This is a genomic window from Planktothrix sp. PLAVEN19ND (assembly GCF_057220675.1).
The window spans coordinates 1,033,058-1,058,174 of sequence record NZ_CM170132.1; the positions used below are offsets into that span (position 1 = coordinate 1,033,058).

The 25,117-nt window shown below is 41.7% G+C and carries 15 protein-coding genes and 1 CRISPR repeat array; of the genes, 9 read left to right on the forward strand and 6 right to left on the reverse strand.

Annotation, left to right across the window (positions count from 1 at the left end; all coding sequences use genetic code 11):
• Nucleotides 1-6: 6 nt before the first annotated feature.
• Nucleotides 7-684: an SDR family oxidoreductase gene (locus tag AC2D3N_RS04600; protein WP_079678700.1), complete on the reverse strand. Its 678-nt coding sequence runs from the start codon at nt 682-684 to the stop codon at nt 7-9.
• Between the two features lie 180 nt (nt 685-864).
• Between AC2D3N_RS04600 and AC2D3N_RS04605 the strand changes: the two genes are divergently transcribed.
• On the forward strand, nt 865-2,787 hold the full coding sequence (locus AC2D3N_RS04605) for a PP2C family protein-serine/threonine phosphatase (protein ID WP_484692916.1): 1,923 nt from the start codon (nt 865-867) through the stop codon (nt 2,785-2,787).
• A 262-nt stretch (nt 2,788-3,049) separates the two neighbouring features.
• Nucleotides 3,050-6,845: direct repeats of the CRISPR family, unit length 37 nt; unit sequence GTCGCAATACCTTATAATCCCTATCAGGGATTGAAAC.
• 128 nt (nt 6,846-6,973) lie between these two features.
• On the opposite strand, the gene AC2D3N_RS04610 is transcribed toward AC2D3N_RS04605, so the two are convergent.
• The gene (locus AC2D3N_RS04610) at nt 6,974-7,462 is read right to left on the reverse strand and encodes a hypothetical protein (protein ID WP_484692917.1); all 489 of its coding nucleotides are present in this window, start codon (nt 7,460-7,462) and stop codon (nt 6,974-6,976) included.
• 170 nt (nt 7,463-7,632) lie between these two features.
• On the opposite strand from AC2D3N_RS04610, the gene hetZ reads away from it, so the two are divergent.
• The 7 genes from hetZ to AC2D3N_RS04645 all read left to right on the forward strand — a co-directional run bounded on the left by hetZ (nt 7,633) and on the right by AC2D3N_RS04645 (nt 16,725).
• Nucleotides 7,633-8,793: a heterocyst differentiation protein HetZ gene (hetZ, locus tag AC2D3N_RS04615; protein WP_079678705.1), complete on the forward strand. Its 1,161-nt coding sequence runs from the start codon at nt 7,633-7,635 to the stop codon at nt 8,791-8,793.
• A complete protein-coding gene (locus AC2D3N_RS04620) occupies nt 8,786-9,835 on the forward strand; it encodes a hypothetical protein (RefSeq protein ID WP_484692918.1) in 1,050 nt (349 codons plus the stop codon). Before hetZ ends, AC2D3N_RS04620 begins: the two co-directional genes overlap by 8 nt.
• Nucleotides 9,836-9,893: 58 nt before the next feature.
• On the forward strand, nt 9,894-12,236 hold the full coding sequence (locus AC2D3N_RS04625; RefSeq protein ID WP_484692919.1) for a transglutaminase TgpA family protein: 2,343 nt from the start codon (nt 9,894-9,896) through the stop codon (nt 12,234-12,236).
• 575 nt (nt 12,237-12,811) lie between these two features.
• On the forward strand, nt 12,812-13,267 hold the full coding sequence (gene psbU, locus AC2D3N_RS04630) for a photosystem II complex extrinsic protein PsbU (RefSeq protein ID WP_484692920.1): 456 nt from the start codon (nt 12,812-12,814) through the stop codon (nt 13,265-13,267).
• 231 nt (nt 13,268-13,498) lie between these two features.
• Nucleotides 13,499-15,211 carry an L-aspartate oxidase gene (gene nadB / locus AC2D3N_RS04635; RefSeq protein ID WP_484692921.1) on the forward strand — a complete coding sequence of 571 codons (1,713 nt, stop codon included), beginning with the start codon at nt 13,499-13,501 and terminating at the stop codon, nt 15,209-15,211.
• An 817-nt stretch (nt 15,212-16,028) separates the two neighbouring features.
• Nucleotides 16,029-16,262 (forward strand): hypothetical protein, encoded by a 234-nt coding sequence (locus tag AC2D3N_RS04640; protein ID WP_079678715.1) that lies wholly within the window; start codon nt 16,029-16,031, stop codon nt 16,260-16,262.
• 52 nt (nt 16,263-16,314) lie between these two features.
• Complete coding sequence (locus AC2D3N_RS04645) at nt 16,315-16,725, forward strand: Npun_F0494 family protein (protein ID WP_484692922.1); 411 nt, start codon at nt 16,315-16,317, stop codon at nt 16,723-16,725.
• A gap of 110 nt (nt 16,726-16,835) precedes the next feature.
• Here the strand turns inward: AC2D3N_RS04645 and AC2D3N_RS04650 are convergent, their stop codons facing one another.
• Entirely contained in the window at nt 16,836-17,288 is a 453-nt protein-coding gene (locus AC2D3N_RS04650) for a KGK domain-containing protein (RefSeq protein ID WP_079678719.1), read from the reverse strand.
• A gap of 191 nt (nt 17,289-17,479) precedes the next feature.
• Between AC2D3N_RS04650 and AC2D3N_RS04655 the strand changes: the two genes are divergently transcribed.
• A complete protein-coding gene (locus AC2D3N_RS04655; protein WP_079679561.1) occupies nt 17,480-19,273 on the forward strand; it encodes an N-acetylmuramoyl-L-alanine amidase in 1,794 nt (597 codons plus the stop codon).
• Between the two features lie 131 nt (nt 19,274-19,404).
• Here AC2D3N_RS04655 and AC2D3N_RS04660 read toward each other — a convergent pair whose 3' ends face one another.
• The 3 genes from AC2D3N_RS04660 to AC2D3N_RS04670 form a co-directional block, all read right to left on the reverse strand.
• Nucleotides 19,405-20,595, reverse strand: coding sequence for a sensor histidine kinase (locus AC2D3N_RS04660; protein ID WP_484692923.1), 1,191 nt, complete (start codon nt 20,593-20,595; stop codon nt 19,405-19,407).
• Complete coding sequence (locus tag AC2D3N_RS04665) at nt 20,543-22,141, reverse strand: GAF domain-containing protein (protein ID WP_484692924.1); 1,599 nt, start codon at nt 22,139-22,141, stop codon at nt 20,543-20,545. Before AC2D3N_RS04665 ends, AC2D3N_RS04660 begins: the two co-directional genes overlap by 53 nt.
• An 83-nt stretch (nt 22,142-22,224) precedes the next feature.
• Entirely contained in the window at nt 22,225-25,041 is a 2,817-nt protein-coding gene (locus tag AC2D3N_RS04670) for a GAF domain-containing sensor histidine kinase (RefSeq protein WP_484692925.1), read from the reverse strand.
• Between the last annotated feature and the right edge of the window lie 76 nt (nt 25,042-25,117).

A 25,117-nucleotide genomic window follows, 5' to 3' on the forward strand; every position in this document is an offset into this window, starting at 1 on the left:
TTAGATTTAACTCAAATTCAAAATTTCAAAATCCGATTGTCCGTAGGTCATATTCCGGTCAATAGCTGAGAGAATCCTATGATTGGCTACCTCTGAACATAAACAATCACAGACCAATTGAGCCACATCAGCCCGATGAATTGTTCCCGCTATCCGGTAATTTTCCGTTAATACGCCGTTTCCGGTGGCGGGTTCAGACTTCAGCCCCCCCGGACGAATAATCGTGTAATTCAGCCCACTATTAATTAAATGCTGTTCTGCTTTTTCCTTTTCCACCAAAACCGATTTTAAGGTTTCTAGGGCTTGGGGAGGCAGGGCTACCACACTTTCTCCACTGCCAATCGAAGATACAAGAATAAACTTCCCGACGCCAGCTTTCACCGCCGCGTCAATTAAATGTAGATTCCCTAAATAGTCCGCCCGCTCCCCATCTTTGGGTAAACCGCCAATGGTACTAATCACCGCCGAAATTGGTTCTGGGCCGAATATAGCCTGTTCAACGGCAGTTATATCCAGGGCATCCCCCATCACCACCCGCACCCCCAGGGCCTCTAATTCTGGGCGAGTATCCGGTGTTCTCAATAGGGCTTTGACGTTTATCTGTTGGTGGCGGAGGAATTTGACCACTTCTCGCCCGACACCGCGACTTGCACCCGCAACAAAAATATAAGATTCTGTGTTCATCAATGTTAAGGTTTTAATAATTGGTACTTTCTATGTATTATAAAACTTTGTTGCCGTTCTCACTTTTTGAAGATAGTGAATTTTAAGTCTTCCCGTTTATTTCTATAAATCCATAAAAGCTACAATCCCCTTATATTATTAACCTTTCTACGATTAAGTCCCCTATTAACTGTCTTAGCCGTGTCCTTAGAAAAATTATTTCAAATTAGCACCTCGGCGCCGCCGCCGATTCATTGCACTAACCCCGCCTGTCCCCAACCGCCTAACTCCTTGGGGCATCGAATTTGTGAAACTTGCCAAACCCCCCTCACCTATCGATATTTGTGGGCGACAGGTTCGGGGGCGAGTCAAATTCAACCCGGTCAGTTAGTGGGAAATCGCTATTATGTTACTTTCCCCCAGGTTTGGTTAGATACTAAACCTGGTGCCCCACCGATTTTGCCCGATATTCTTTCAGAATCGATATTATCCTATTTATATTTATATCCCCATCATTTGCATATTCCTGGGGTGTTTGGGGTTTATCCCTTGGGTATTCCCCCAGAAGCGACGGAAACCCTACTATTAGATAACATTCCCGTCGATAGTCGGGGTCAACTCTTTCCGACTTTGGTGGAAGTTTGGCCGAAATCCTCCGCCGTGCGTCAGGTCTATTGGTTATGGCAAATGCTGCAACTGTGGATACCCTTAACCGAACAGGGGGCGGCTTATAGTTTGTTTGTCAAGGAGAACCTGCGGGTGGACGGTTGGCGGGTGCGGTTGCGAGAATTACATCAGGGCAAGGTGCAACCGACCCAACGAGATTTAGCGGAATCTTGGGTGGCATTGATAGAAACAGCCCATCCGACTATACAGTATCGTTTACAAACTATTCACCAATTAATGCGTCGCCAGGAGGACTGCTTAAAAGAGGTGGCGAGTCAACTGAATCAATTATTGATGGAACAGGCGGCTCAACTCCCCTTACATTTGGCGGTAACGGGACTAACGGATGTGGGGGTCAGACGTTCAGAGAATGAGGATAGTTGTTATCCAACTATTTCTGATGTGCGGAATTTTCATCTTTATCCAAATGATAAATTAATTCCCCATTTAAGCATTGTTTGTGATGGGGTGGGCGGTCATGATGGTGGTGAGGTGGCGAGTCAATTAGCAGTACAGTCTTTAAAGCCTTTAATTCATAGTTTGATGGCAGAAATTTCCCAGCAAGAGGAGTTGGCCCCACCGGAATTAATTATTGAACAACTGCAAGAAATTACCCGAGTTGTTAATAACGTTATTGCTGCCCAAAATAATGAGCAGAGGCGAGAATTTAGACAACGGATGGGAACAACCTTAGTCATGGCTTTACAGTTACCTCAGAAAGTAAAAACCCCCGAAGGTATTGAGTTAACCAATTGCCATGAATTATATCTGGTGAATGTGGGGGATAGTCGCGCCTATTGGATTACTCAGAATTCCTGTCAACAATTAACTGTTGATGATGATGTGGCAAATCGGGAGGTTTGTCACGGTCGGAGCTTATATTGGGATGCTGCTCAACGGTCAGGTTCGGGAGCTTTAACCCAGGCTTTAGGAACCCGGGAAGCGGAGTTTTTACGACCAACGGTACAACGATTTATTATTGAGGAAGATGGATTATTATTATTATGTTCCGACGGATTAAGTGATAATCAACGGGTGGAACAATGTTGGCAAGATTTTTCGGCTTCAGTGTTAAATGGAGAACAATCTTTAGAATCGGCGGTACAGGGATGGATTGACATTGCCAATGATAAGAATGGTCATGATAATATCTCGGTTGTACTCACCTATTGTGGGGTATCTCCGCAAAAATTAGTATTACTAGAAACGCCTCATCTACCGACAAAAATGGAATCTTTGGAGTCTGAACCTACGGCAGCATCTAAGGTTTTATTATATGATGAATCTATTCCTGAGCCAGAGGTTCAGCCCCCCTCCAAGTCAATGTCTAAGTGGAAGGAGGTAGTTTTTATTTTGAGTTTATTTGTGATATTTATTGCGGGAGGTTTTGCGATTTGGTGGCAAATTCGTCAGACTCAACTGCAATCCATTCCCAGTCAACCCACTAAGACGCGCTGATGGGGCCCAATTTCCGACAACCTATAGCTGTTCAAAATAGAAGGAGAAATTTTGGGTCTGAAAGGTTTATCTGTTATGGGTTTGAGATGTCTTAAGGCGGTAAGGAGGTTGTCAGAATTCCTGAATGCTTTATGGGAATAGGGTTTCAGCCTTTTTTTATTTTTGCCCGTTGACAAGTCAATGGCTGAAATGATATATTCGATTCAGGTTGTCAGAATCGTACCTCGAAAACCAAATATATCAAGGGTTCCAGAAGCCCGCAGTCGCAATACCTTATAATCCCTATCAGGGATTGAAACTGATTCTGGGGTCTTTTACTTCCCCAACAATCCGTTGTCGCAATACCTTATAATCCCTATCAGGGATTGAAACTATTTAGCTTGACGTAAAAAAGCGATCGCATTTCTGTCGCAATACCTTATAATCCCTATCAGGGATTGAAACCCACAAGAAGAAGTAGAAGAAGAACCACAGCCATAAGGTCGCAATACCTTATAATCCCTATCAGGGATTGAAACAAATCATTTACTAAATTGGTGTTCATTTGGGATGAATGGGTCGCAATACCTTATAATCCCTATCAGGGATTGAAACATGATGGGTTGAAACTTTGGCTTCTAAGACTATTGTCGCAATACCTTATAATCCCTATCAGGGATTGAAACATCAAGGAGACCGATACAAGAATCCATATCAGGCTGAGGTCGCAATACCTTATAATCCCTATCAGGGATTGAAACATTTTGCTGTAATTGCTGATAGAATCCCTCTCCTATTGTCGCAATACCTTATAATCCCTATCAGGGATTGAAACCTAGTTTTGCATAACCTTCATCGGCAACAATCCATGTCGCAATACCTTATAATCCCTATCAGGGATTGAAACCACGAAAAGTTCATGGACACCGTTCGAGGTATCTACGGGTCGCAATACCTTATAATCCCTATCAGGGATTGAAACTTCCTTGTTCAGTCCCTGCGGTCATCCCCAAGGATTTGAGGTCGCAATACCTTATAATCCCTATCAGGGATTGAAACAATCTATCAAGATAGTACCTCTTTTCTAAGGAGTCATCAAGGTCGCAATACCTTATAATCCCTATCAGGGATTGAAACTGAGTACGTCAAACGCTTCTTATCAGACAACTGGGATACGTCGCAATACCTTATAATCCCTATCAGGGATTGAAACCCACAAGAAGCAGAGGAAGAACCACAGCCATAAGGCGTCGCAATACCTTATAATCCCTATCAGGGATTGAAACAGAATCCTGAGAAGCACTAGACTACATTCTGAAGGGTCGCAATACCTTATAATCCCTATCAGGGATTGAAACTTATATCCCTATAGCTTGATAAATTAAAAAAGTAGTTATGTCGCAATACCTTATAATCCCTATCAGGGATTGAAACTTTCTTTGTAGGTTGGAGGCAGTAGATTATTAACAGTCGCAATACCTTATAATCCCTATCAGGGATTGAAACTTCCAGTCTGATTTGATAACCGACCCTGATTTGCTTGTCGCAATACCTTATAATCCCTATCAGGGATTGAAACATCCATCCGACATTGTGCGATCGCTACTTTGGATTTGAGGTCGCAATACCTTATAATCCCTATCAGGGATTGAAACAGGATCTTCTTCCTTAAACCACCAATGCTGAACCAGGTCGCAATACCTTATAATCCCTATCAGGGATTGAAACTTGTTGCCCCTAACTTCAGTGGGAAACACTTAAGTCGCAATACCTTATAATCCCTATCAGGGATTGAAACGAGGAAGAATTAGCCCAGCTATTCCCCGATCTCAGGTCGCAATACCTTATAATCCCTATCAGGGATTGAAACGAAATATCTTCATCGTCCATACCTTCATGGAGGTTGTCGCAATACCTTATAATCCCTATCAGGGATTGAAACAAAACAAACAATCAACAAAAGGAAAGCAAAATTATGTCGCAATACCTTATAATCCCTATCAGGGATTGAAACAACGATTTCAAGAGTCAGACTATATTCACCAGGAGTCGCAATACCTTATAATCCCTATCAGGGATTGAAACCAGACTCAAACTTATAATTTTAAAAACAAAGAAGGGTCGCAATACCTTATAATCCCTATCAGGGATTGAAACCCCGCACCTTAATCAATGCTCATCCCCTGGGATTCTGTTCTGTCGCAATACCTTATAATCCCTATCAGGGATTGAAACTTATTAAAGGAAATGCCTAACAGGTTGCCCCGCGTCGCAATACCTTATAATCCCTATCAGGGATTGAAACGTATAGTTTCTTGAGTCTGTGGCACAATTTCTTGGGTCTGGTCGCAATACCTTATAATCCCTATCAGGGATTGAAACAGAATATTACTAAGTTTCAAGTTCTCAGGAGTGGTAGGCGTCGCAATACCTTATAATCCCTATCAGGGATTGAAACGAGAGGGATATTTTACCATTGACCAATAATTCCCCAATGGTCGCAATACCTTATAATCCCTATCAGGGATTGAAACGTTGAATATTCAGATACTAAGAGACGGACACCCCCAAGGGTCGCAATACCTTATAATCCCTATCAGGGATTGAAACGTCAATATTTACCTGAAACAGTCCAAACGAATCTCGTCGCAATACCTTATAATCCCTATCAGGGATTGAAACAGCTCTATCTTTGAGAAGTAAGTCCAATTGTTCCACGGTCGCAATACCTTATAATCCCTATCAGGGATTGAAACATCATTAGATTTTGCTTCTGTGTTTGTTGTCTCCCAGTCGCAATACCTTATAATCCCTATCAGGGATTGAAACATCATAAGTTTTCTTTCACTATTTTTAGTCTGGGGTCGCAATACCTTATAATCCCTATCAGGGATTGAAACAGGCACATTGTTGCAGCCAAATAAGTCCAGAGTTTTCGGGTCGCAATACCTTATAATCCCTATCAGGGATTGAAACATAGACCCCGATGAATTTGGGTTATTAAACTCAGGTCGCAATACCTTATAATCCCTATCAGGGATTGAAACAAGTTCGTTTTGTTGCAATCCATCAATGCACTGCATTGAGGTCGCAATACCTTATAATCCCTATCAGGGATTGAAACATAATCTTTTACTCCGTGTGTTTAATCTTGACTGATGTCGCAATACCTTATAATCCCTATCAGGGATTGAAACTTGATTTGAGCGTAATCACGGGGCTTTCCTCTCCCTCTCTGTCGCAATACCTTATAATCCCTATCAGGGATTGAAACATTCCTTTCTAGGATCGCAAGATTTGTCATTGTTTTCGGGTCGCAATACCTTATAATCCCTATCAGGGATTGAAACCTCATACGCTACGCTTTGAGAGTGCCGTAATCTTTTCAGGTCGCAATACCTTATAATCCCTATCAGGGATTGAAACTAAAAAAAGGTAAGGAAAAGTTTACAGAATCTATGTCGCAATACCTTATAATCCCTATCAGGGATTGAAACGAAATTTTAGAGCTTCATAAATGGTATTCGTGGAGTCGCAATACCTTATAATCCCTATCAGGGATTGAAACATAATCCGGTAATTTGTTGGGCTTAAAAAGTCCTGGTAGTCGCAATACCTTATAATCCCTATCAGGGATTGAAACTCTGAATAACTGCATTGTATATTCTCCAGTCCTGCTGGGTCGCAATACCTTATAATCCCTATCAGGGATTGAAACAATTTTCTGGGAAAACGGAACCTGAATCATCCTGGTCGCAATACCTTATAATCCCTATCAGGGATTGAAACGCCTGGGTGTTTGGTGAAAACATAGGGAACTTTTCGTCGCAATACCTTATAATCCCTATCAGGGATTGAAACTGCTTATCCCAACCATCGGGGGGTGGAATTTTACGTCGCAATACCTTATAATCCCTATCAGGGATTGAAACAGATATATGGCGACAGCCCCAAATCATTGATGGCTGTCGCAATACCTTATAATCCCTATCAGGGATTGAAACGTGGCTAACCCCTGGCAGTTCAAACTTGCAGAAGTCCAGTCGCAATACCTTATAATCCCTATCAGGGATTGAAACTAATTATGATAATTTTAAGGGCATCGGTCTGTGAATTCGGAAGCCTACACCGACCCGATTAGGGCGGTGTAGGTAGTTCACGAAACAGCCAGAAGTATTACCCCTGTTCCCTATTCCCTATTCCCTTCTTAAGCAATATTCGGCGGAATTTTCCGGGATTTTAACTGACGCCGTTGTTGATAGTCCTGTAAATAAACTTGAATTAACTCTTGGATTTCACTACGTTTAATTTCCGTAGCCGACTGAAAATTATTCGGCGTTTCAAAAAAGCATAAACTATCCGGCATTTCTAAAACAACCATTTGAAATAAAATATGGGTCACAGGTAAAGGAATCGCTAAAACCTGAGAATCCGCATCAGGATTCGTATAACTCAAAGCATCTTCTAAGGTAGAAAAAGCATAAATCACTCGTTTTTTAATCTGCGGTTGATCTACATTAATAAACGGTTGCACCACCCAACTTTGGTCTAAAGTTTGTAAAATATAATATTCGGGATGTTCTAATTGTTCCGCTAATAATTTTAACGCTGGAGCGATCGCTTCCACAATCTGCGGTGTTGTTCCATCTTGAGGCGCGTGATCAATTAAAGACTGAATTTGTGGGTCTAAATTCATAGGTTTAAAAAAAATAAATATCAAGAATATTAACAGGGGTACGGGCGGGTTCTTTTAGATCTTTGTGAATCACCTCAATCTCGATGAACCCGCCCCTACAAAAAATGATCCGGAAATCCAAGCTAACTCACAGAATCACTGTGTTAGGGTCATTGTAGTAACTAGACATCATGGGGGAAATCTGCTGGGGCGAAACCATTTTCCAAAAGCTATTGAGAGAACTGAGTCTATCCACCCGTGCATCTGAACAAAATTGTCGGGATGTCGCCGAACGAATTACCGAAGAAGCCACCCGCATTTGTACAGAAAGCAAACGGATTCAAGATTCCGGGGATGTAGAAACCTGGGCAATGACACTAGCCCAACATCGTTTACAGCAATGTATTCAATATTATCAGCTAGGGTCAAAACAAGGGTCTTTAGAATTACATAGTACCTTGAGCGCGATTGTTTATCGATATATTACTCCTCCTCAAGTCCAATCCAGTTATCAAGCTCGATTGGAATTAATCAGGGATTTTTTACAAGCCTTTTATTTAGAAACCCTCAATGCCTTTCGCAAAGAAGCACAGTTACCTGCGACTTACCGTCCTCGAACCCTGTTAGAACTAGCGGAATATCTGGCATTTACGGAACGCTACGGTAAACGGCGAATTCCTTTAGCCCGAGGTCGGAGTCAACAATTGATTATTTTAAGAGCGCAAACCTTCTCTCAACAACAGCCTAAAGAAAGTTTTGTCGATTTAGAATTAGCCGCCCAGGGCGGAGGAAGTGAATCAGACACGAGTAATCATGATTCCTCCCTCGGACAAGTTCGGGCTGCTATGGTCATCGAGTCCAACGAATCAGAGTCCGACTCTCTCAGGGAAACTGTAGTAGGAGAACTGATTGCTTATTTAGAAGAACACAAACAAAAAGATTGTGCTGACTATTTTGTCTTGCGGTTACAGGATTTACCAACCCGTGAAATTGAGGAAATTCTCGGATTAACGCCTCGTCAGCGCGATTATTTACAGCAACGATTTAAGTACCATCTACTGCGATTTGCTTTAAGCCACCGTTGGGAATTAGTTCACCAATGGTTAGAAGCAGATTTAGAACGGGATTTAGGGTTATTACCCCATCAATGGCAAGAATTCTTAAATCAAATCGGTGCAAATCAGCAGCGTTTATTAAGTTTAAAACAGCAGGGATTACCCGAGGTCGAAATTGCTAAGATTTTAAATTGCAAAACTGCTCAGATTCAAAAACGCTGGTTTAAGTTGTTAGAATTGGCTTGGGAAATCAGGAATCATTCGGTATCCGGAGCAGGGGCATCTAGTGATGAATAACGAAACAAACCAAGACGAGCAAGGGTTTGAACGCCGATTTTTTGACAGGTTGTTACAACAACACTGGTATGGGCGGGACACCCCCGTCCATACCTCTGATTCGGCTGAGGAGGGATTAAACCCCCATACACAGCCCGATCAGATTTCTGAGGTGGAAAACCTAGAATGGGATGAATTCGCTCCCCTCGCTCCCCAGGAGCAGGTTTTCCGCCCGGAAATTCAATATTCACCCGTAGGAGAGATAGAAATTGTGAAAAACCGATTTGAGACCGTGTTAAGAGAAAAACTTAGAGCCAGGATTGAAATGAACCCACCCCTGTTTCCGTGGGAACCGATCGGCACTGACTTACTGAATGAGTACCCCGACGTATTTAGAGAAGAACAGGTTCCTGCTACTCATTTGTGGATGGTTCACCGACAACAATTGAGATGGTCGATGCCCCTACCCGATCAGGTTTTTGCCCAGTTACTGGCTCCTGTATTTACCCTGCTAAAATCTGGCCTACAAGAAGGAGCTAAATTAGTTCAGGCGGTGGAAACTTTATTTCCCAACGAGTCCCAACCCTTAAATGAATTAGCGGGTTTAGTAATTCGAGGATCTTTAAGGGGATCTTTAGATTTAAGGGAGTCCCAACCCCGTTATGAAACGGCTACCCTCGAACAACAAATGGTGTTGTTATTGTTAGCCACTCAGGAACTTCTGCATACTTTAACCCTCAATTGTCATTTGAATCAATCGACGGTTCATCAGGAATGGTTAACAACTTTAGGGCCATTTACCGTTGATGTAGACTATGTGGAAACTGAGTCTGGTACAATCTTAAAAATCTGGGGCAGACTTCCCGATGGCGGACGGTTACAACTCTTAGGAAATGACAGATCAGTAACGAAAAAACGTAATTCCCCCGGATGTTTACCCCTGGAATTGATTAACCCTGAACCGAACCAGATTTATCAACTTCACGTTTTATTGGATAGTGAGGAGCAGAATCCCCTCTGTTTTGCCATTTGTCCCCAACCGCGGGTTGGGTTGGAAGTTTAGGTTAGATTGAGTTAGAGTAGGGTGGAACTTTGAACCCCTAGCCGAGCAAGCCGAAACGATGACAAATTCAATCCCTGTGATTAGTCAATTATGGCGACGGATTGAAGCCATGCCCAAGCCCATACCAGAAGATTCCCTTGGGTTGCGGGTATTGGTACAGTTATTAGTGATTGCCGGGATTATTGCCACGGACGTTGCTATTGAAGAACCCCTGAATTTATGGGCAATTCCGGTCAGCATGGTTGGCGCAACTTGGAGTTGGTTTCGTCGTTACCATCGCAATGTGCCTGTTAAATTTTGTATTGCTATTGGGATGTTAGTTGCCCTCGCTGCATTTTTTGGGCGACTGTTTGGGGAAATGAATGATACACGGTTGGCGTTAGCGAGATTATTAATAGAATTACAGGTTTTACACAGTTTTGATTTACCCCGGCGGAAAGATTTAGGCTATTCGATGGTGATTGGATTAATTTTGATGGGAGTAGCGGGAACTCTCAGTCAAACTTTGGCGTTTGGGCCTGTGGTGTTAGTATTTTTGGCTTTAGCTTTACCGACATTAATTTTAGATTATCGTTCTCGTTTGGGATTGGGGGAGATTCAATTTAACGCCAAAAAAACGTCCCAGCCACCCGGAAGCGGGGTCAATTTTAAGTCTTTAGGAATTATTTTTTTAGTGGTTGTTGGGTTGGGATTAACTATTTTTATGGTTCTCCCTCGGTTTCCCAGCTATCAGTTAAGAACTTTTCCGGTAAGTTCTCCGATTGATATGCCCCCCGGACAATTTGATGGACAACGAATTTTAAATCCGGGTTATGTGTCTTCGGGAAATAATAATAATAATTCGGGTGCAGGTGGCACCGGATTAAATCAGGAAACGGGGGCAGGGACTCTCAATGATACCTTCTATTATGGATTTAATACCAAAATTAATCAGAATTTACGGGGAAATTTAAAACCCCAAGAAGTATTAAGGGTGCGATCGCAAGCCAGGGGATTTTGGCGGGTGGTAGCTTTTGACCAATATACCGGACAGGGATGGGAAATTTCTCGAAATAATAGAACCATGACTTTAAGACGTCCCCGTTGGTCGTATGAATTTAATCTTTTTCCGCCCATCACTAATGCAAAAACTCAGGAAGTGATTCAAAGTTATACCGTACTTCAACAACTTCCGAGTTTAATTCCGGCGATGAATAAACCGAAAGAAGTCTATTTCCCGACGGAGGAAATTGCTATTGATCCCGATGGGAATTTGCGATCGCCTTTAGAATTACGAGAGGGGATGACCTATACGGTGGTTTCTCAAGTTCCCCTGCGCAATCGGGCGCAGTTACAAGCCGCTTCTAAAAACTATCCTGAAGGAATCAAAAAATACTATTTACAAGTTCCCGATCAAATTCAAGAAAAAGTCAGAAAAAAAACCGAAGAAATTCTTGCCAGTGTGCATCAGGTCGCCCAGAACAAAAAACCCTTAGATTCCGATTATGAAAAAGCCTTATATTTAGCCCAGTATCTCAAACAAAACCCCAATTATAAACTACAAGAAGAACCGCCGTTTTTAAGAAAAAATGAAGACTTAGTAGAAGCCTTTCTCTTTGGGTATCAAGACAGTCCCGCCGGAAAAAAAATTACCGGAGGCTACCCCGATCATTTTTCTACGGTTTTAACTATGATGTTACGTTCAATTGGAATTCCGGCCCGTCTGGTAGCCGGGTTTAACCCCGGGGAATTTAATCCCTTTACAGGATTATATGTGGTTAAAAATACCGATGCTTTTGCGATGACGGAGGTATATTTTCCCGAATATGGCTGGTTTGCCTTTAACCCCATTCCGGGGATGGATTTAATTCCTCCCTCAGTGGAAGAAGATCAAACCTTTAGTGCCTTAAAAGCCTTTTGGGATTGGGTGGCGGGTTGGCTCCCTTCTCCACTTGCCAATGGATTACAAGCGATTTTAGGCCGTTTAATTTTAGGGATATTCCAAGTAATTCGCTGGTTTTTTAGTCTCTTTACCCAAGGATGGTTAGGGATTTTTAGCGGATTAATTGTCACAACAATTATGGCATTTTTCGGCTGGTTAAGTTGGGATATTTGGCGAGGTTGGCGCTATCGTCGCTGGTTAGCCAAGTTACCCCCGGAAGAAAGTCTCTATCAACAACTTTTACAGGTTTTAGCGAGTAAAGGATACCCCAAATCTCCTACCCAAACCCCGTTAGAATATGTGTCCTGGTTACACCAATATCACTCGATTTCCGAAGTTGAAGTAATTGATGAAATCTCCCAGGCCTATATCGGTTGGCGCTATGGCGGAAAGTCGGTGAATCTCAAACAAATGCGACAATTATTAATCAATTTAAAATCATCCCATTGGAAACGCTTGAAACAGCGAAAATGGACGTGATACACAAAACTGTATTTTTGTCAAGCTCGACTCTGGGGTTCTGGATCTAGCCTCTGAAAAATTTGTACAACAGATTGGGTAAGATTCAGGGCTGTAGTATTAGGATTACACGAAAGATAGGGTTTTTTCACCCCTATTTTTTGAATAAGCCAAACTTCCCCAGACTATTTTTTTTGTATTATAGCACCAAACCCCGGAATTTCGTCAATAGTTGCGAATGGAAGTCAATAACCTCTTGACAAAATTAGCCGAAAAAAATGATTTTAATTTTAAAATTTAAAACTATAACCAATTAAGGATAATTTAAACTTATAATTAGCTATTTTGTAGAGATGGACGGCTGAATTTTAATTGCGCCCCCCAACTGTTAACAAATTTTAAGAAAATTTACATTAAATCGGAAAAGGTTGACAACAGCATAAACTGAACTGTGATTGCAAATCTGGGGTTTTTGGCTAGGGGAGTAGCCCGTTTTTCCATTGAGCTAGGGGACTGAAGTAGAAGTTCTTAAGATGGTAAAATACAGTCTGCTACTCGATTCGCCTGAAAATATCAAATTCTTGTAAATGCTGTTTATGTCAGTTGGGAGAAAAGCGTTGATGAAACGATTAAGTCGCCTGTTGGCTTTGTTGGTTTTGATAGTCGGTTGCTTCGCATGGACTGGAGATCAAAATGTTTTAGCTGCAAACGTCAATGTAATGCAGTATGGGTTGATTTCCCCGATCTTAGCAACGGAAGCCCCTCGGAAAAATCGGGTTGACGAGAAAATGGCCACCGTTCGCAATAAATTGGACTTAAATAATAGCGACCTGCGAGATTTTCGTCAATATAAAGGAATGTTTCCGAAATTAGGGTCAGTCATTATTAAGAATGCTCCCTATAATTCCGTGGAAGATGTATTGAAAATTTCTGGTTTGACAGAAAAACAAAAGGAAATTCTGCAAAAGAATTTAGATAACTTTACCGTAACGCCTCCAGAATCCGTATTTATTGAAGGCGACCAACGGTTAAATGTTGGGGCTTACGACTAGACCATTTGGTGGGATTTAGTGTAGAGACGTGCCAAGTGCGAAGCGATGCCCTTAGGCGATTGGCGCGTCCCTGCCCCATGAATGAATTTAGGGCTTGCATCCTTTGATTCTCAGGTCAGAATGCTAGGATTATGCCAATAGACTTAAAAATCTAACATAATCCTTAAAGTTAGTCTAATCTGTTGAAATCCGTCTGGACTTGAAACCAACCCTTGATTCTGGCACTGACTCATGACCTCCATTGATCTTTCCCTCCCGTCCGAGTTTCCCCTAACCTTTGATGTATTGGTAGTGGGAACCGGAGCCGCTGGATTATATACCGCCCTTTGTTTACCCGAACATTTGAGCATTGGCTTAGTCAGTAAAGATGTTTTGCCCCTGTCCGCGAGTGATTGGGCCCAGGGAGGCATTGCGGCAGCGATTTCAACCGATGACTCTCCCAGTCTGCATTTGGAAGATACCTTAAAAGCGGGAGCCGGATTATGTGAACGGTCGGCGGTAGAATTTTTGGTTAATCACGCCCCCGAGTGTATTCAGCGTTTAGTAGAATTAGGCGTGGCCTTTGACCGCCATCAAAGCCAGTTAGCCCTAACCTTAGAAGCCGCCCACTCCCGTCACCGCGTTCTACACGCCGCCGACACAACCGGACGGGCAGTGATCACAACCCTGACAGAACGAGTTTTAGAAAGACCGAATATTAAAATTATTTCCCCCGCCTTTGCCCTGGATTTATGGATGGATGCCTCGGGTCAACGGTGTCAGGGAGTCAGCTTAATTCATAATAGCCATATTTATTGGGTAAAGGCCAAGGCCGTTGTCCTGGCAACGGGGGGAGGAGGTCAAGTCTTTGCTCACACTACCAACCCCGGTGTGAGTACGGGGGACGGGGTGGCGATGGCTTGGAGAGCGGGAGCATTACTCCGAGATTTAGAGTTTTTCCAATTTCACCCCACGGCCCTAACCCAACCCGGGGCTCCTCGATTTTTAATTAGTGAGGCGGTGCGAGGAGAAGGAGCCTACCTGATTGATTCCCAGGGACACAGATTTGTATTTGATTATGACGAGCGGGGAGAATTAGCCCCCAGAGATATTGTAAGTCGGGCGATTTTTAGCCATTTACAAAAATTACGGCAAATTGCAGGAGCCAATAGTGAACGGGTTTGGTTAGATTTACGCTCAATTCCAGCCGAGAAAATCCAGTATCGGTTTCCGAATATTATTCAGGTTTGCCAACAATGGGGGGTTGATATTCTCCATGAGCCCATTCCTGTGACTCCCGCTGCCCATTATTGGATGGGGGGTATTGTTACCAATACCGAAAGTCAAACGTCTATCCCTGGACTTTATGCCGTCGGTGAAACTGCAAGTACGGGAGTTCACGGGGCAAACCGTTTAGCGAGTAATTCTTTGCTAGAATGTTTAGTATTCGGCGCCCAAATGGCATCGATTGAAGATCTCGGTTTTACTGAAACTGAATCGGGTGGGGTGGGGTCTGCTCCCGTACCTAACTCAGTATCACCCGCCACCCAATGGGAAGAACAATATGCTACCATTAAAACAATTCGATCTCAGTTACCCGATGTTCTTTGGCGGAGTGCCGGGATTTGTCGCCAGTCCGATCATTTGCAGGAGGGATTAATGCAAGTAAGAGCGTGGTCTCAAGAATTTTTAGCCCTACCTATCAGCCAATTTTTATCGACTCTACATCCCAATTTTTCGGCTGAACTGGAAATACAAAAAATCGCCCACAGCGACTTGAAACAGTGGGGAGAAACCCATAACTTACTGAGTATTGGGGAGTTGATTTTGAAGAGTGCAGCGTTTCGTCTCGAAAGTCGTGGGGGGCATTTTCGACAAGACTACCCACAGTCAGACCCAAACTGGCAAGTTCATACCTTAATTCAAGAAAACCGCATCTGGAAATCTCCGCCTGTTTTAGATTAGGTTCGAGAACCTGAACCGTCTCCAGCCGGGGGGTTTCCCGTGTCGGGAGGAACATATTCACAGATTAACTGCGAGGTGTCAAGCTGTTTATACAGCTGAGTGAAACTGACCTGGACAGTTGCCTCGAACCTTACCCCCAAGGTGAAAATTAGGGCTATACTTAAGGGCAAACAGCTGACCCATGGGATTGTTTTTTTTAATGTTAGGCTAGAAACCATAATCGTTTTACCCCCTAATTAAACCTCGAATTCTTCAACCAGGGCAGCCAACGATAACAAAACTGCCTTTGTAGTTCAAGTATATCAACTATATTCCGTAATTACACTGAGTTCTCAGGAAAAATTATTGACAACTTCTCTGATCCTCTTGATGACTTGCAGTCTGGTCTATAATTAATAATCGTTATGTTTTGGAAAAAATATTTTTATCAAAAGTGGGAGTCAGAAGACCCGCACCAGTAACAGATTTAATTTTACTGCTAATTGTTTTTAGGATTCTGGCTTTAACAACCCCTAGCTTGGGAAGTTTTACGCCGTTTTCTTTGATTGAGCAACTTTCGGGATAACAAATTGATTGTTTTTTGTGTTTGCTAAAGAAAGTTAGCCCGTCAACTTGGGGAAGTTTCATCCCGATATTGGAATCCTCGGCGTTCATGTTGTTAAATTCAGCCCTGATAATACATCGCAACCGTTAAGTTCTGCAACAGAATCTTGGATTGTATTGATAATTATGTAACTCTGAATACAGAAATAATTTTATTGATCAGGTTCAGACTCCTAGAACTTGAGCATCAACGGTTGACAAGGGACAAAAAATTATGAAACTTAATCTCAAACAAGCGGATACAGGGATTCAACCCCAATGGCAACCTATTGTTGGGTATACCTCGGAATTTAATCCCTCTACCTGGGTACAGATGCGGGAAAAACCCAATCCCTATAGCCATGATCAAGCGTTGCTCCTATGCCAAGTGACTGAGGATGAGTGGGTGGCTTGGGTTCCTGACCACGGTGAGATGGTATTATATTGCCATCAATTCTTTCGCTCTTAACCCTTGATCTGGGATACAGTACAAAAAAGAACGTTATCCCATTAAGAGCGTTATGACCGTTTTGGAATCTCCCGGTAAGTCTTCAATTCAATATTCTGAACGCACTTTAAAACGGGCAGAACGGGCAATCCGGTGTTCTCCCTTTCAACTGCTACTGTTCCAAACGATCCGGTTTAACAGTGTCAGTCTGACTGTAATTGCAGGGGAGTCTGGGGTCAGTTGTGCCTATACCCGTGTGGCTCTAACGGAACTAGCCGCAGAAAATACCCTGTTATGGCTGATTCAGGTGGGGGTGCTGCGTCGAGAAGTTGATGGTCAGGGGATTACGGATAGTTTTCGCCTCACTCCCCTGGGGCGACAATTAATCGACCAATGGGAAAGTCAAAATCAGGGCATACCCCAACCTTCTGTGTGCGATCGCTCTATCAATAGCCTCAATCGTTGGTTGCGATTTGCCTTTTAAAAAAACAAAAACCGGGGTATGCTTTAAAACAGCACTCCACAGTCAGATAGAAGTGAATCCTATCTGACTGTGGGGTGTCCAAAAATTAGAGCCTCTAAATTGATCAAAATTTAAGATTGATGGAGCAAATGGCAGGAAGAAAGCCCGTGATTAGTAATTTGATCTTCCTTAAAATTGCTGGGATAGTGAAAAATATCCATTAATCGAGGTTCATCCGTAGCAAACTGAATATCAACGGAAAAACTTTGTTCCAAAGTTTCAGGATCTAGTTTTAAATTGGCTTGAATTCTAACCTGACCCGGAATCCAATCCTTAGAACCCAGGGGAAGTAAATAACCGCTCATCCCCTCGAAGGGAAACATTAATTGAACACTACGCATATCAAAGCAAAAATCATTATGTTTAGCAGGAGAAAAAGTCAAATTAAAAAAGTCTCCATAATTAATGATATGCTCCTCCAACTGTAGGGCAATTAATTCTTTTAATCGTGAAATGGTGAAGGCATCTTTACCTAACTTAACAATATAATCATTTTCGGTTAAGCTAAAAAACTCACGGTTCATAGTATGGATTCCTTGTGGCTATTGGTACTGGCTGCACCCTAATACCCTAATTCAAAAACTCAGTGGCAATCAATTCCTATTGTCTAATGGCAATAAAAATTAATCGTAGCTAAAACCCGGAAAACATGGGGGGTAATACCCATACTCCCTAAATCGATACAATGGGTTTAACACCAATTCAAATGACACTCATGAAACGAATTCTGGGACTAACAACGCTAATCAGTATGGTCTTGGTATCCTCAACATCGGCCGAACAACCTTTATATGTTGCCTATCCGCCGCCAGATCACAAAACCACCTCTGACCGTATTTTTTTGATTGGAACAGCAACACCCGATGGAGAAGTTTCGATTAATGGTCAAGTGGTTCCCCGAAGCCAAGCTGGTCACTTTGCACCCACATTTCCATTGCAACTTGGGGAAAACAATTTCATTTTACGCTACAAAGATCAAAAAATCAAACTTAATATTACTCGAATTTCCACTGAAGCGAGCCCTGGGAATAATGTCAGCTTTTTAAAGGATTCATTAACTCCCTCTGAGAATCTGGCTATCCTCCCCGGGGAGTTAATTTGTTTTAGTGCGATCGCCCCAGAAAAATCAACGGTTTCTGTTGAATTAGCCGGACAAATCCTATCTTTATCCCCCCAGTCCCAGAGCTTAGAATTACCCGATAACAAAGCGGTTTTAACTGGAACCAATCAACCGATAAAATCTGATACAGTAAAATATCAAGGATGTGGGAAAATCGCCGAGAATTTGCCATTTTCCGATCCCCAAAAATCCTTAGATTTAGGTCAAGCAAAATATCAATTAACCCTGAATAATCAAACCATTACCCAACGGGCAACGGGGAAAATTTCTATTCTCTCTCCGACTCAATTTGAAGTGGCTGAAGTCATCGTCGATGAAGGCGTAGCCCGCACTGGCCCGAGTAGCGATCATTCCCGTTTAACTCCTTTACCAAAGGGAACCCGTGCCACCATTATCGGACGACAAGGAGATTATTTACGTCTTGATTATGGGGGGTGGATTAAAGCCAATGAAACCCGGATCACCACCGAGTCAGTCCCGCCGAATTCCTTAATTAGAAGTGCTAGTTCTCGTCAAGTTGGGGATTGGTTAGAGGTTTCTTTTCCTCTACAAGTGGCAGTTCCCATCACCGTTAAACAAGAAGATCAGAGTTTAACCTTAACCCTCCATAACACAACGGCAAAAACCGATACGATTCGGTTTAATGATAATCCTTTAATTTCGCGTATGGATTGGCAACCGATTTTATCTCCCCTGGGAGAATCACAAAATGCGGTGCAATATACATTTCATTTTAAAACCAAACAACAATGGGGTTATAAACTCCGTTATGATGGCACAACTTTAGTTTTATCTCTGAAAAATCCCCCACACCTCCAATCAAATTTACCCTTATCGGGGTTAAAAATTTTAATTGATCCCGGTCATGGCAGCCCCAATGATTTAGGGTCAAAAGGGCCGACAGGATATCCTGAAAAAGATGTCAATTTAGTAGTTTCTAAACTATTAGAAACCGAACTAATTAAACGCGGTGCATCGGTATTTATGACCCGCAACGGCGATGAAGATTTGTACCCTCAAGATCGGGTAAAAATGATTAATCAACAGGAACCGGATTTATCCCTTTCTATTCATTATAATGCCTTACCCGATAATGGAGATGCCATCAAAACCAAAGGAGTAAGTACCTTTTGGTATAACCCTCAAGCCCACGATTTAGCCGTCTTTTTACATGAATATTTAGTGAATAAACTTAACCGTCCTTCCTATGGCGTATTTTGGAATAATTTGGCATTGACTCGTCCTACGGTTGCCCCATCTTTGTTATTAGAATTGGGATTTATGATTAATCCCGAAGAATTTGAATGGATTGTTAATCCCCAAGAACAACAAAAACTAGCAATAACCTTAGCCGATGGCATCGTAGAATGGGTTAGTAAAACTCAATAGAATAGGGAATGGGGAATGGGGAATGGGGAATGGGGAATGGGGAATGGGGAATGGGGAATGGGGAATGGGGAATAGTTAGTAGGTGGGTGCAAAGAAACTTTACTCTATTGGGGTGAGATTTGGAACGTAATTTATCCGATTTGATGAACCGGAATTTCCACAATAAATTCTGTCCCTTCTTCGGGTAAAGGCTGACATTCAATCATTCCCTTATGTTTTTCCACTACAATTTGATAACTGATCGATAACCCTAATCCCGTGCCTTTACCCGCAGGTTTAGTGGTAAAAAATGGGTCAAAAACCCGATTTTTAACTGATTCAGGAATGCCATGACCATTATCTTGAATAATAATTCTAACCCTTTCTATCGGTTGTTCTTGGCTCGGTGGCACTAACTGGGTTTGAATTGAAATAGCTAAATATCTAGTATCTAAGGACTCCTTAGATAAGGATTCCAATTCATCAATAGCATTACTAATAATATTCATAAACACTTGATTCAATTGGGCTGCATAGCACTCCACTTTAGGAAGTTTCCCATATTTCTTAATAATCTCAATCGTCGGACGATCGGGTTTAGATTTTAAGCGATGTTGTAGAATTAATAGGGTGCTATCAATCCCCTCATGAATATCAACCGCTTTCACCTCAGACTCATCTAAACGGGAGAAATTTCTTAAAGATAAAACTAACTGCCGAATCCGGTCAGCACCAACTTTCATCGAAGATAAAATCTTGGGGAGATCCTCTTGAATAAACTCAAATTCTATTTCTTCAATTTTATCTTCAATCTCCTCAGAAATATCAGGATACTGTTTTTGATATAATTGAACTAACTCTAATAAATCTCTGGTGTAGTCCGTAGCATAACTCAGATTTCCGTAAATAAAATTAACAGGGTTATTAATTTCATGAGCGACTCCAGCCACTAGCTGCCCTAAACTCGACATCTTTTCACTTTGTACCAACTGACTTTGGGTTTGTTGTAAATCTTGAGCTAATTCCTCCGCTTTTTTTTGAATCCCTGCATAGAGTTCTGCTTGGAGTAAAGCGACTCCGAATTGAGTCCCAATTTGAGCTAGTAACTTAATTTCTTCCTCTTGCCAATGACGGGGATAGGAATTTTGATAAGCTGCGAGTAATCCCCAAAGGGATTGTCCTTGTAAAATTGGAACAATGATATAGGATCTAGCCTGTAATTGTTCAAGTAATTGAATATGACAAGGATTATGTCCGGCGGTATAAATATCATCAACGGCATAGGTTTTATTATCTCGATACCGTCCTCCTAAAGTTTCTTGTAAATAGGTATCTTGAATCATGGGAAACCGTATCTAGTAAAGAGTTCCATCCTTCCGTCACAGACTCAGCCACAAAATAACCCGACCAATCGGAACTAAAGCGATAAACCACAACTCGCTCGGCATTTAAAAACGCTCTAACTTCGGCGGCAGTAGTATTAAAAACAGTAGAAATATCTAAAGAATTTCTAATTTTTTCAATAACTTGATATAACAATTTTTGCTGTTCATTGGCTTTTTGTCTTTCAGTTAACTGCGCTACTGTTTTTGCCTGTTCTTGTACCTGTTCAATATAATCAATTTGTTGTAAAGCAACTTCTAAATTTTGAGCAATTTGACTGACAAATTCTATTTCTTCGGGTTGCCAATGGCGAGGATAATCACATTGATGAATACACAGTAAACCCCAAAGATTTTGGGATTTAAGCAGAGGAACAACTAAGTTAGCTCGAATTTGAAACTGGGCTAAAATTTGATGATGACACTCTTGTAAATTAGCCTGATAAATGTCAGGAATCGCATTAATTTTACCCTGTTGATACAGATTATAAAACTGATCCGAAAAACAATGATCTTCTACTTTTTGAGCTAAAGCCGAATTAAATCCCGCAACTACATCTTCGGAGATAAATTCTCCTTCCCCATATCCCGAATTGGGATTAAAGCGAAAAACACCTACTCGATCCGCATTTAAAAGCTGTCTAACCTCTGTTACAGTAGCTTGAAAAAGCTGATTAAGATTTAATGTTTCTCGAATTCGACTAATCACCCTGGTTAATGTTTTTCGTTGTTCTAATTCTTGGGATATTGCTTGACCTAACTCCCGTTGCCCAATTGCGGTTCCTAGATGTTGAGCAATTTCTGTAACAAATTCAATTTCATCGGGTTGCCAATCTCGGCGTTGGTGACAATCATACACCCATAAACATCCCCATAATTGTTGATTTTTATATAAACAAACCCCTAATTTTGCTCTAACTTGATAATCCCTCATCCATTGGAACATTAAGGGATTAAATCCGCTATAATAAATATCTGAGATTACTAGGGGTTGATGATTTTGTGCGGTGGGATTAAAACCCAATAATTCTTCTGTTTTGATCTCAAAATTCAACAAGGATCTAAACTCAGGTAATACTGTTTCAGCAATATATTTTCCTTTGATATTTTCAGTATCCCTATACCATTTTACAATTGCCACCCGATCAACTTTGAGATATTGCTGGAGTTGTTCCGTCGTATTTTTTAACAGGGTTTCCAGGTCTAAACATTGATTGATTTGCCCAATTATTTTTGATATGGATTTGTAACGCTGAGATTGCAATTGAGCTTGAATTAAGAGAGAATTTGAAGTGTCTTGTAGTTGCCTTAAATGGGTAACATCTTCGACAAAAATATCCTCGCTATTGTCAGCAAGATCCTGTAAATCTTCCCAACTCGTCAAACTAGATAATTCTAGTTCATAAGGTAAGAGTTTCAGGTTTAAAATTCCCTGCAATTGGGCAAAGGTACTGTCATTTAGACAGCATTTTCGTAATTGCTCCCATTGATGCTGATTTACGATCATATACAAGTGCCTAATACTATCAGTTTGCCAACCTATCTACAGTATAAAACATCACTTATAATCTTGGATATGAATTTTACCGTTTACGAATCGAGAGCCACATCAGGTAAAGATTGTCTCAAAGGAATTTCTATTCTAAATTCCGTTCCTATTCCCCAGTGAGAGAGGCATTGGAGCGATCCCTGATGTTTTTCAACAATGATTTGATAACTAATTGATAACCCTAATCCCGTCCCCTGACCCACAGGTTTTGTGGTAAAAAACGGATCAAAGATATGGGGAAGTAAGGCATTAGGAACACCCGTACCATTGTCAATGATCGAGATCACAATTTTAGGTGCTGCTGTAATTTCATCCCTCAAGGCTGTACGGATTTCTAAAGAGGGTTGTGTCTGTTCTGGATAGGACGGCGACTGATTTGCTCCCTGCACTTGTAATCCTAACGCATCTAGGGCATTACTAAGAAGATTCATAAATACTTGATTGAGTAAGCTGGCGTAACATTCCACGGGGGGAAGGTCGCCATACTGTCGTTTCACTTGAATGGATGGAGAGGTCGTGTCTGAATCAATATTCAGGCGATGTTGTAACAGCAATAATGTACTTTCAATTCCTTCATGAATATCAACAAATTTTAAATCCGCTTGATCTAGTCGGGCAAAATTGCGTAAAGAGAGAACTAATTGACGAATGCGATCGGCCCCACTTTGCATCGATTCCACAATTTTAGGTAAATCTTGGGTAATAAAATCCAACTCAATGGTGCTAATATATTTAACAATTTCCGGTTGAGGACAGGGATAATGGTGTTGATAAAGTTGAATTAGAGTTAATAAATTTTGGCTATATTCACTGGCATAGATTAAGTTGCCAAAGATAAAATTAATCGGATTATTAATTTCATGGGCAACTCCCGCGACTAACCGCCCCAAACTTAACATTTTTTCCGTTTGAATTAGTTGACTTTGGGTTTTTTGTAACTCATTTAAAGTTTGGGTGAGTTGTTCCGCTTTCGCCTGTTCATTTTGGGCGGATTTTAGACTTTGTTGATACAATTCCGTTTGATAAATGGCGATCGCTGCTTGATCTGCTAATTGTTGTAAAATATCTAATTCCTCAACTTCCCAATTGCGAGTCTGGGTACATTCATGGGCAATTAATAATCCCCACAATTTAGACTCTTGATTAATCGGCACAATTAAATTTGCCTTCACGCACAAACTTTCTAAAAATTCTTGATGACACAGGGCTAAATTTTCCTTATAAACATCGGAAATAGCCCGCATTCTTCCTTCTCGATAAAGATCCGCCATCTCCTTGGGAAAACAATCATCGGGTGTTTTAATCCCCAAAATCGAGCCAATTGATTTCCGTCGATCTTCAAATACAACTTCTCCCGCCTGTCCACTAATCAGTTGATAAATCACCACCCGATCCGTATCTAATAAAACTCTAACTTCCCGCACTAAACAAGATAAAGTGGCGTTTAAATCCAGCGTCCGACGAATTTGATCGGTAATTCGTTCTAGGGTTTTAGCAAAATCTAAGGAGCGTTGAAGTTGAGAGGTTCTTTCCGCAATTTGCTGCTCTAAATTAATATTTAAAATTTGAACTTCTTGATATAATCGATATTGTTGAATCGCCATCGCAAATTTACGACTTAATGCTGTGGCTAAAGTTAACTCCTCTTCTGTCCAAGGTTGAGCTTGTCCCTGTTTAGACTCTCGCCAAATTTCAAAAGACTGCCGGGGCATCATCTGTTTAATACTCGGATCAAATTCTCCCGCCCACAAAGTTTCTGTATCAATTTCTTCCCGAAAAATGGTCAGTACCCCTAATAATTGCTGACGAGATTGAATCGGTAAAACTAATAATCCTCGGATTAATGTGGACTGAAAGGCTGAGATTAAAACCCGCCATTGATATTCCTTATAAACATCGGTGATCACCCAAGGAGATAAGGATTGATTCGGTATACCTGAATGATGGGAGGGCGTTTCATAACCTTGACTTAACCAATGTTGCCACAGGGGATGTTCCTCTAAAATACCTGAAGCACTACCCATAGGAGCATGGGGCTGTTTACCCGCCGTGAACACCTCCACCGGACTCAGGGAATAGGCCGGAACATAGAGCCGTCCCCCCACTCCAGCCAGGGCTTTAACGGTGGCTTCTAATGCCTCTTGTAGTTCAATCGTCGGGCGTTCATGGAGTAGAGAAGCAATACTATTGATGGTGGCTTCCTGTTGGGCTTTTTGTTGAGTTTGGCTTAATAAATTAGTCTGGGTGATCGCAATTGCCAATTGATCCACTAATAACTGGATCACTTGGATATCTGTTTCAGCAAGGGTTTGGGGTTCGGCGTGGTGAGAAACTAATAATCCCCAGAGTAGCGGAGTTTCACCGACTAGGTTATTGGGGGAGTTGAGCAAAATCGGAATCGCCAGGGAAGACTCTACCCCCATCGCGGTTAAATAGGCTTGGTGGCAAGGATCAAGGCTGCGATAGTCTATCCCTGATGGAGTTTGGGCTTCTCCTAAGTCATTGCTAATCCCAAATTTTCCCTCACCGACATTAATAATAGTGCGTTGACGCAGGGAACAAAACATTTCCCGGGCATGGGGGGGAATATCATCGACGGGAAAATGTAATCCCAATAGGGAGGGAAGGCGATCGCGATCGAGATCGCGAGATTCGGCCACCACTTCCCCACTACCATCGGGACTAAATTGATAAATCATAATCCGATCCGTTCCCAAAAATGAACGAATTTCGGCAACGGTGGCGGTTAAAATTCCCGGTAATTCCAGGGATTGACGAATACGGTTCGTCATCCGATGTAGTAAGACCTGTTGATCCAATTTAGATTGAAGTTGTTGTGTATTATCCAACCGATTCATAATAATATCCTAATCAGTTATTAGTTATCAGTTATCAGTTATCAGTTATTAGTTATTAGTTATCTTAGCCCGAAAT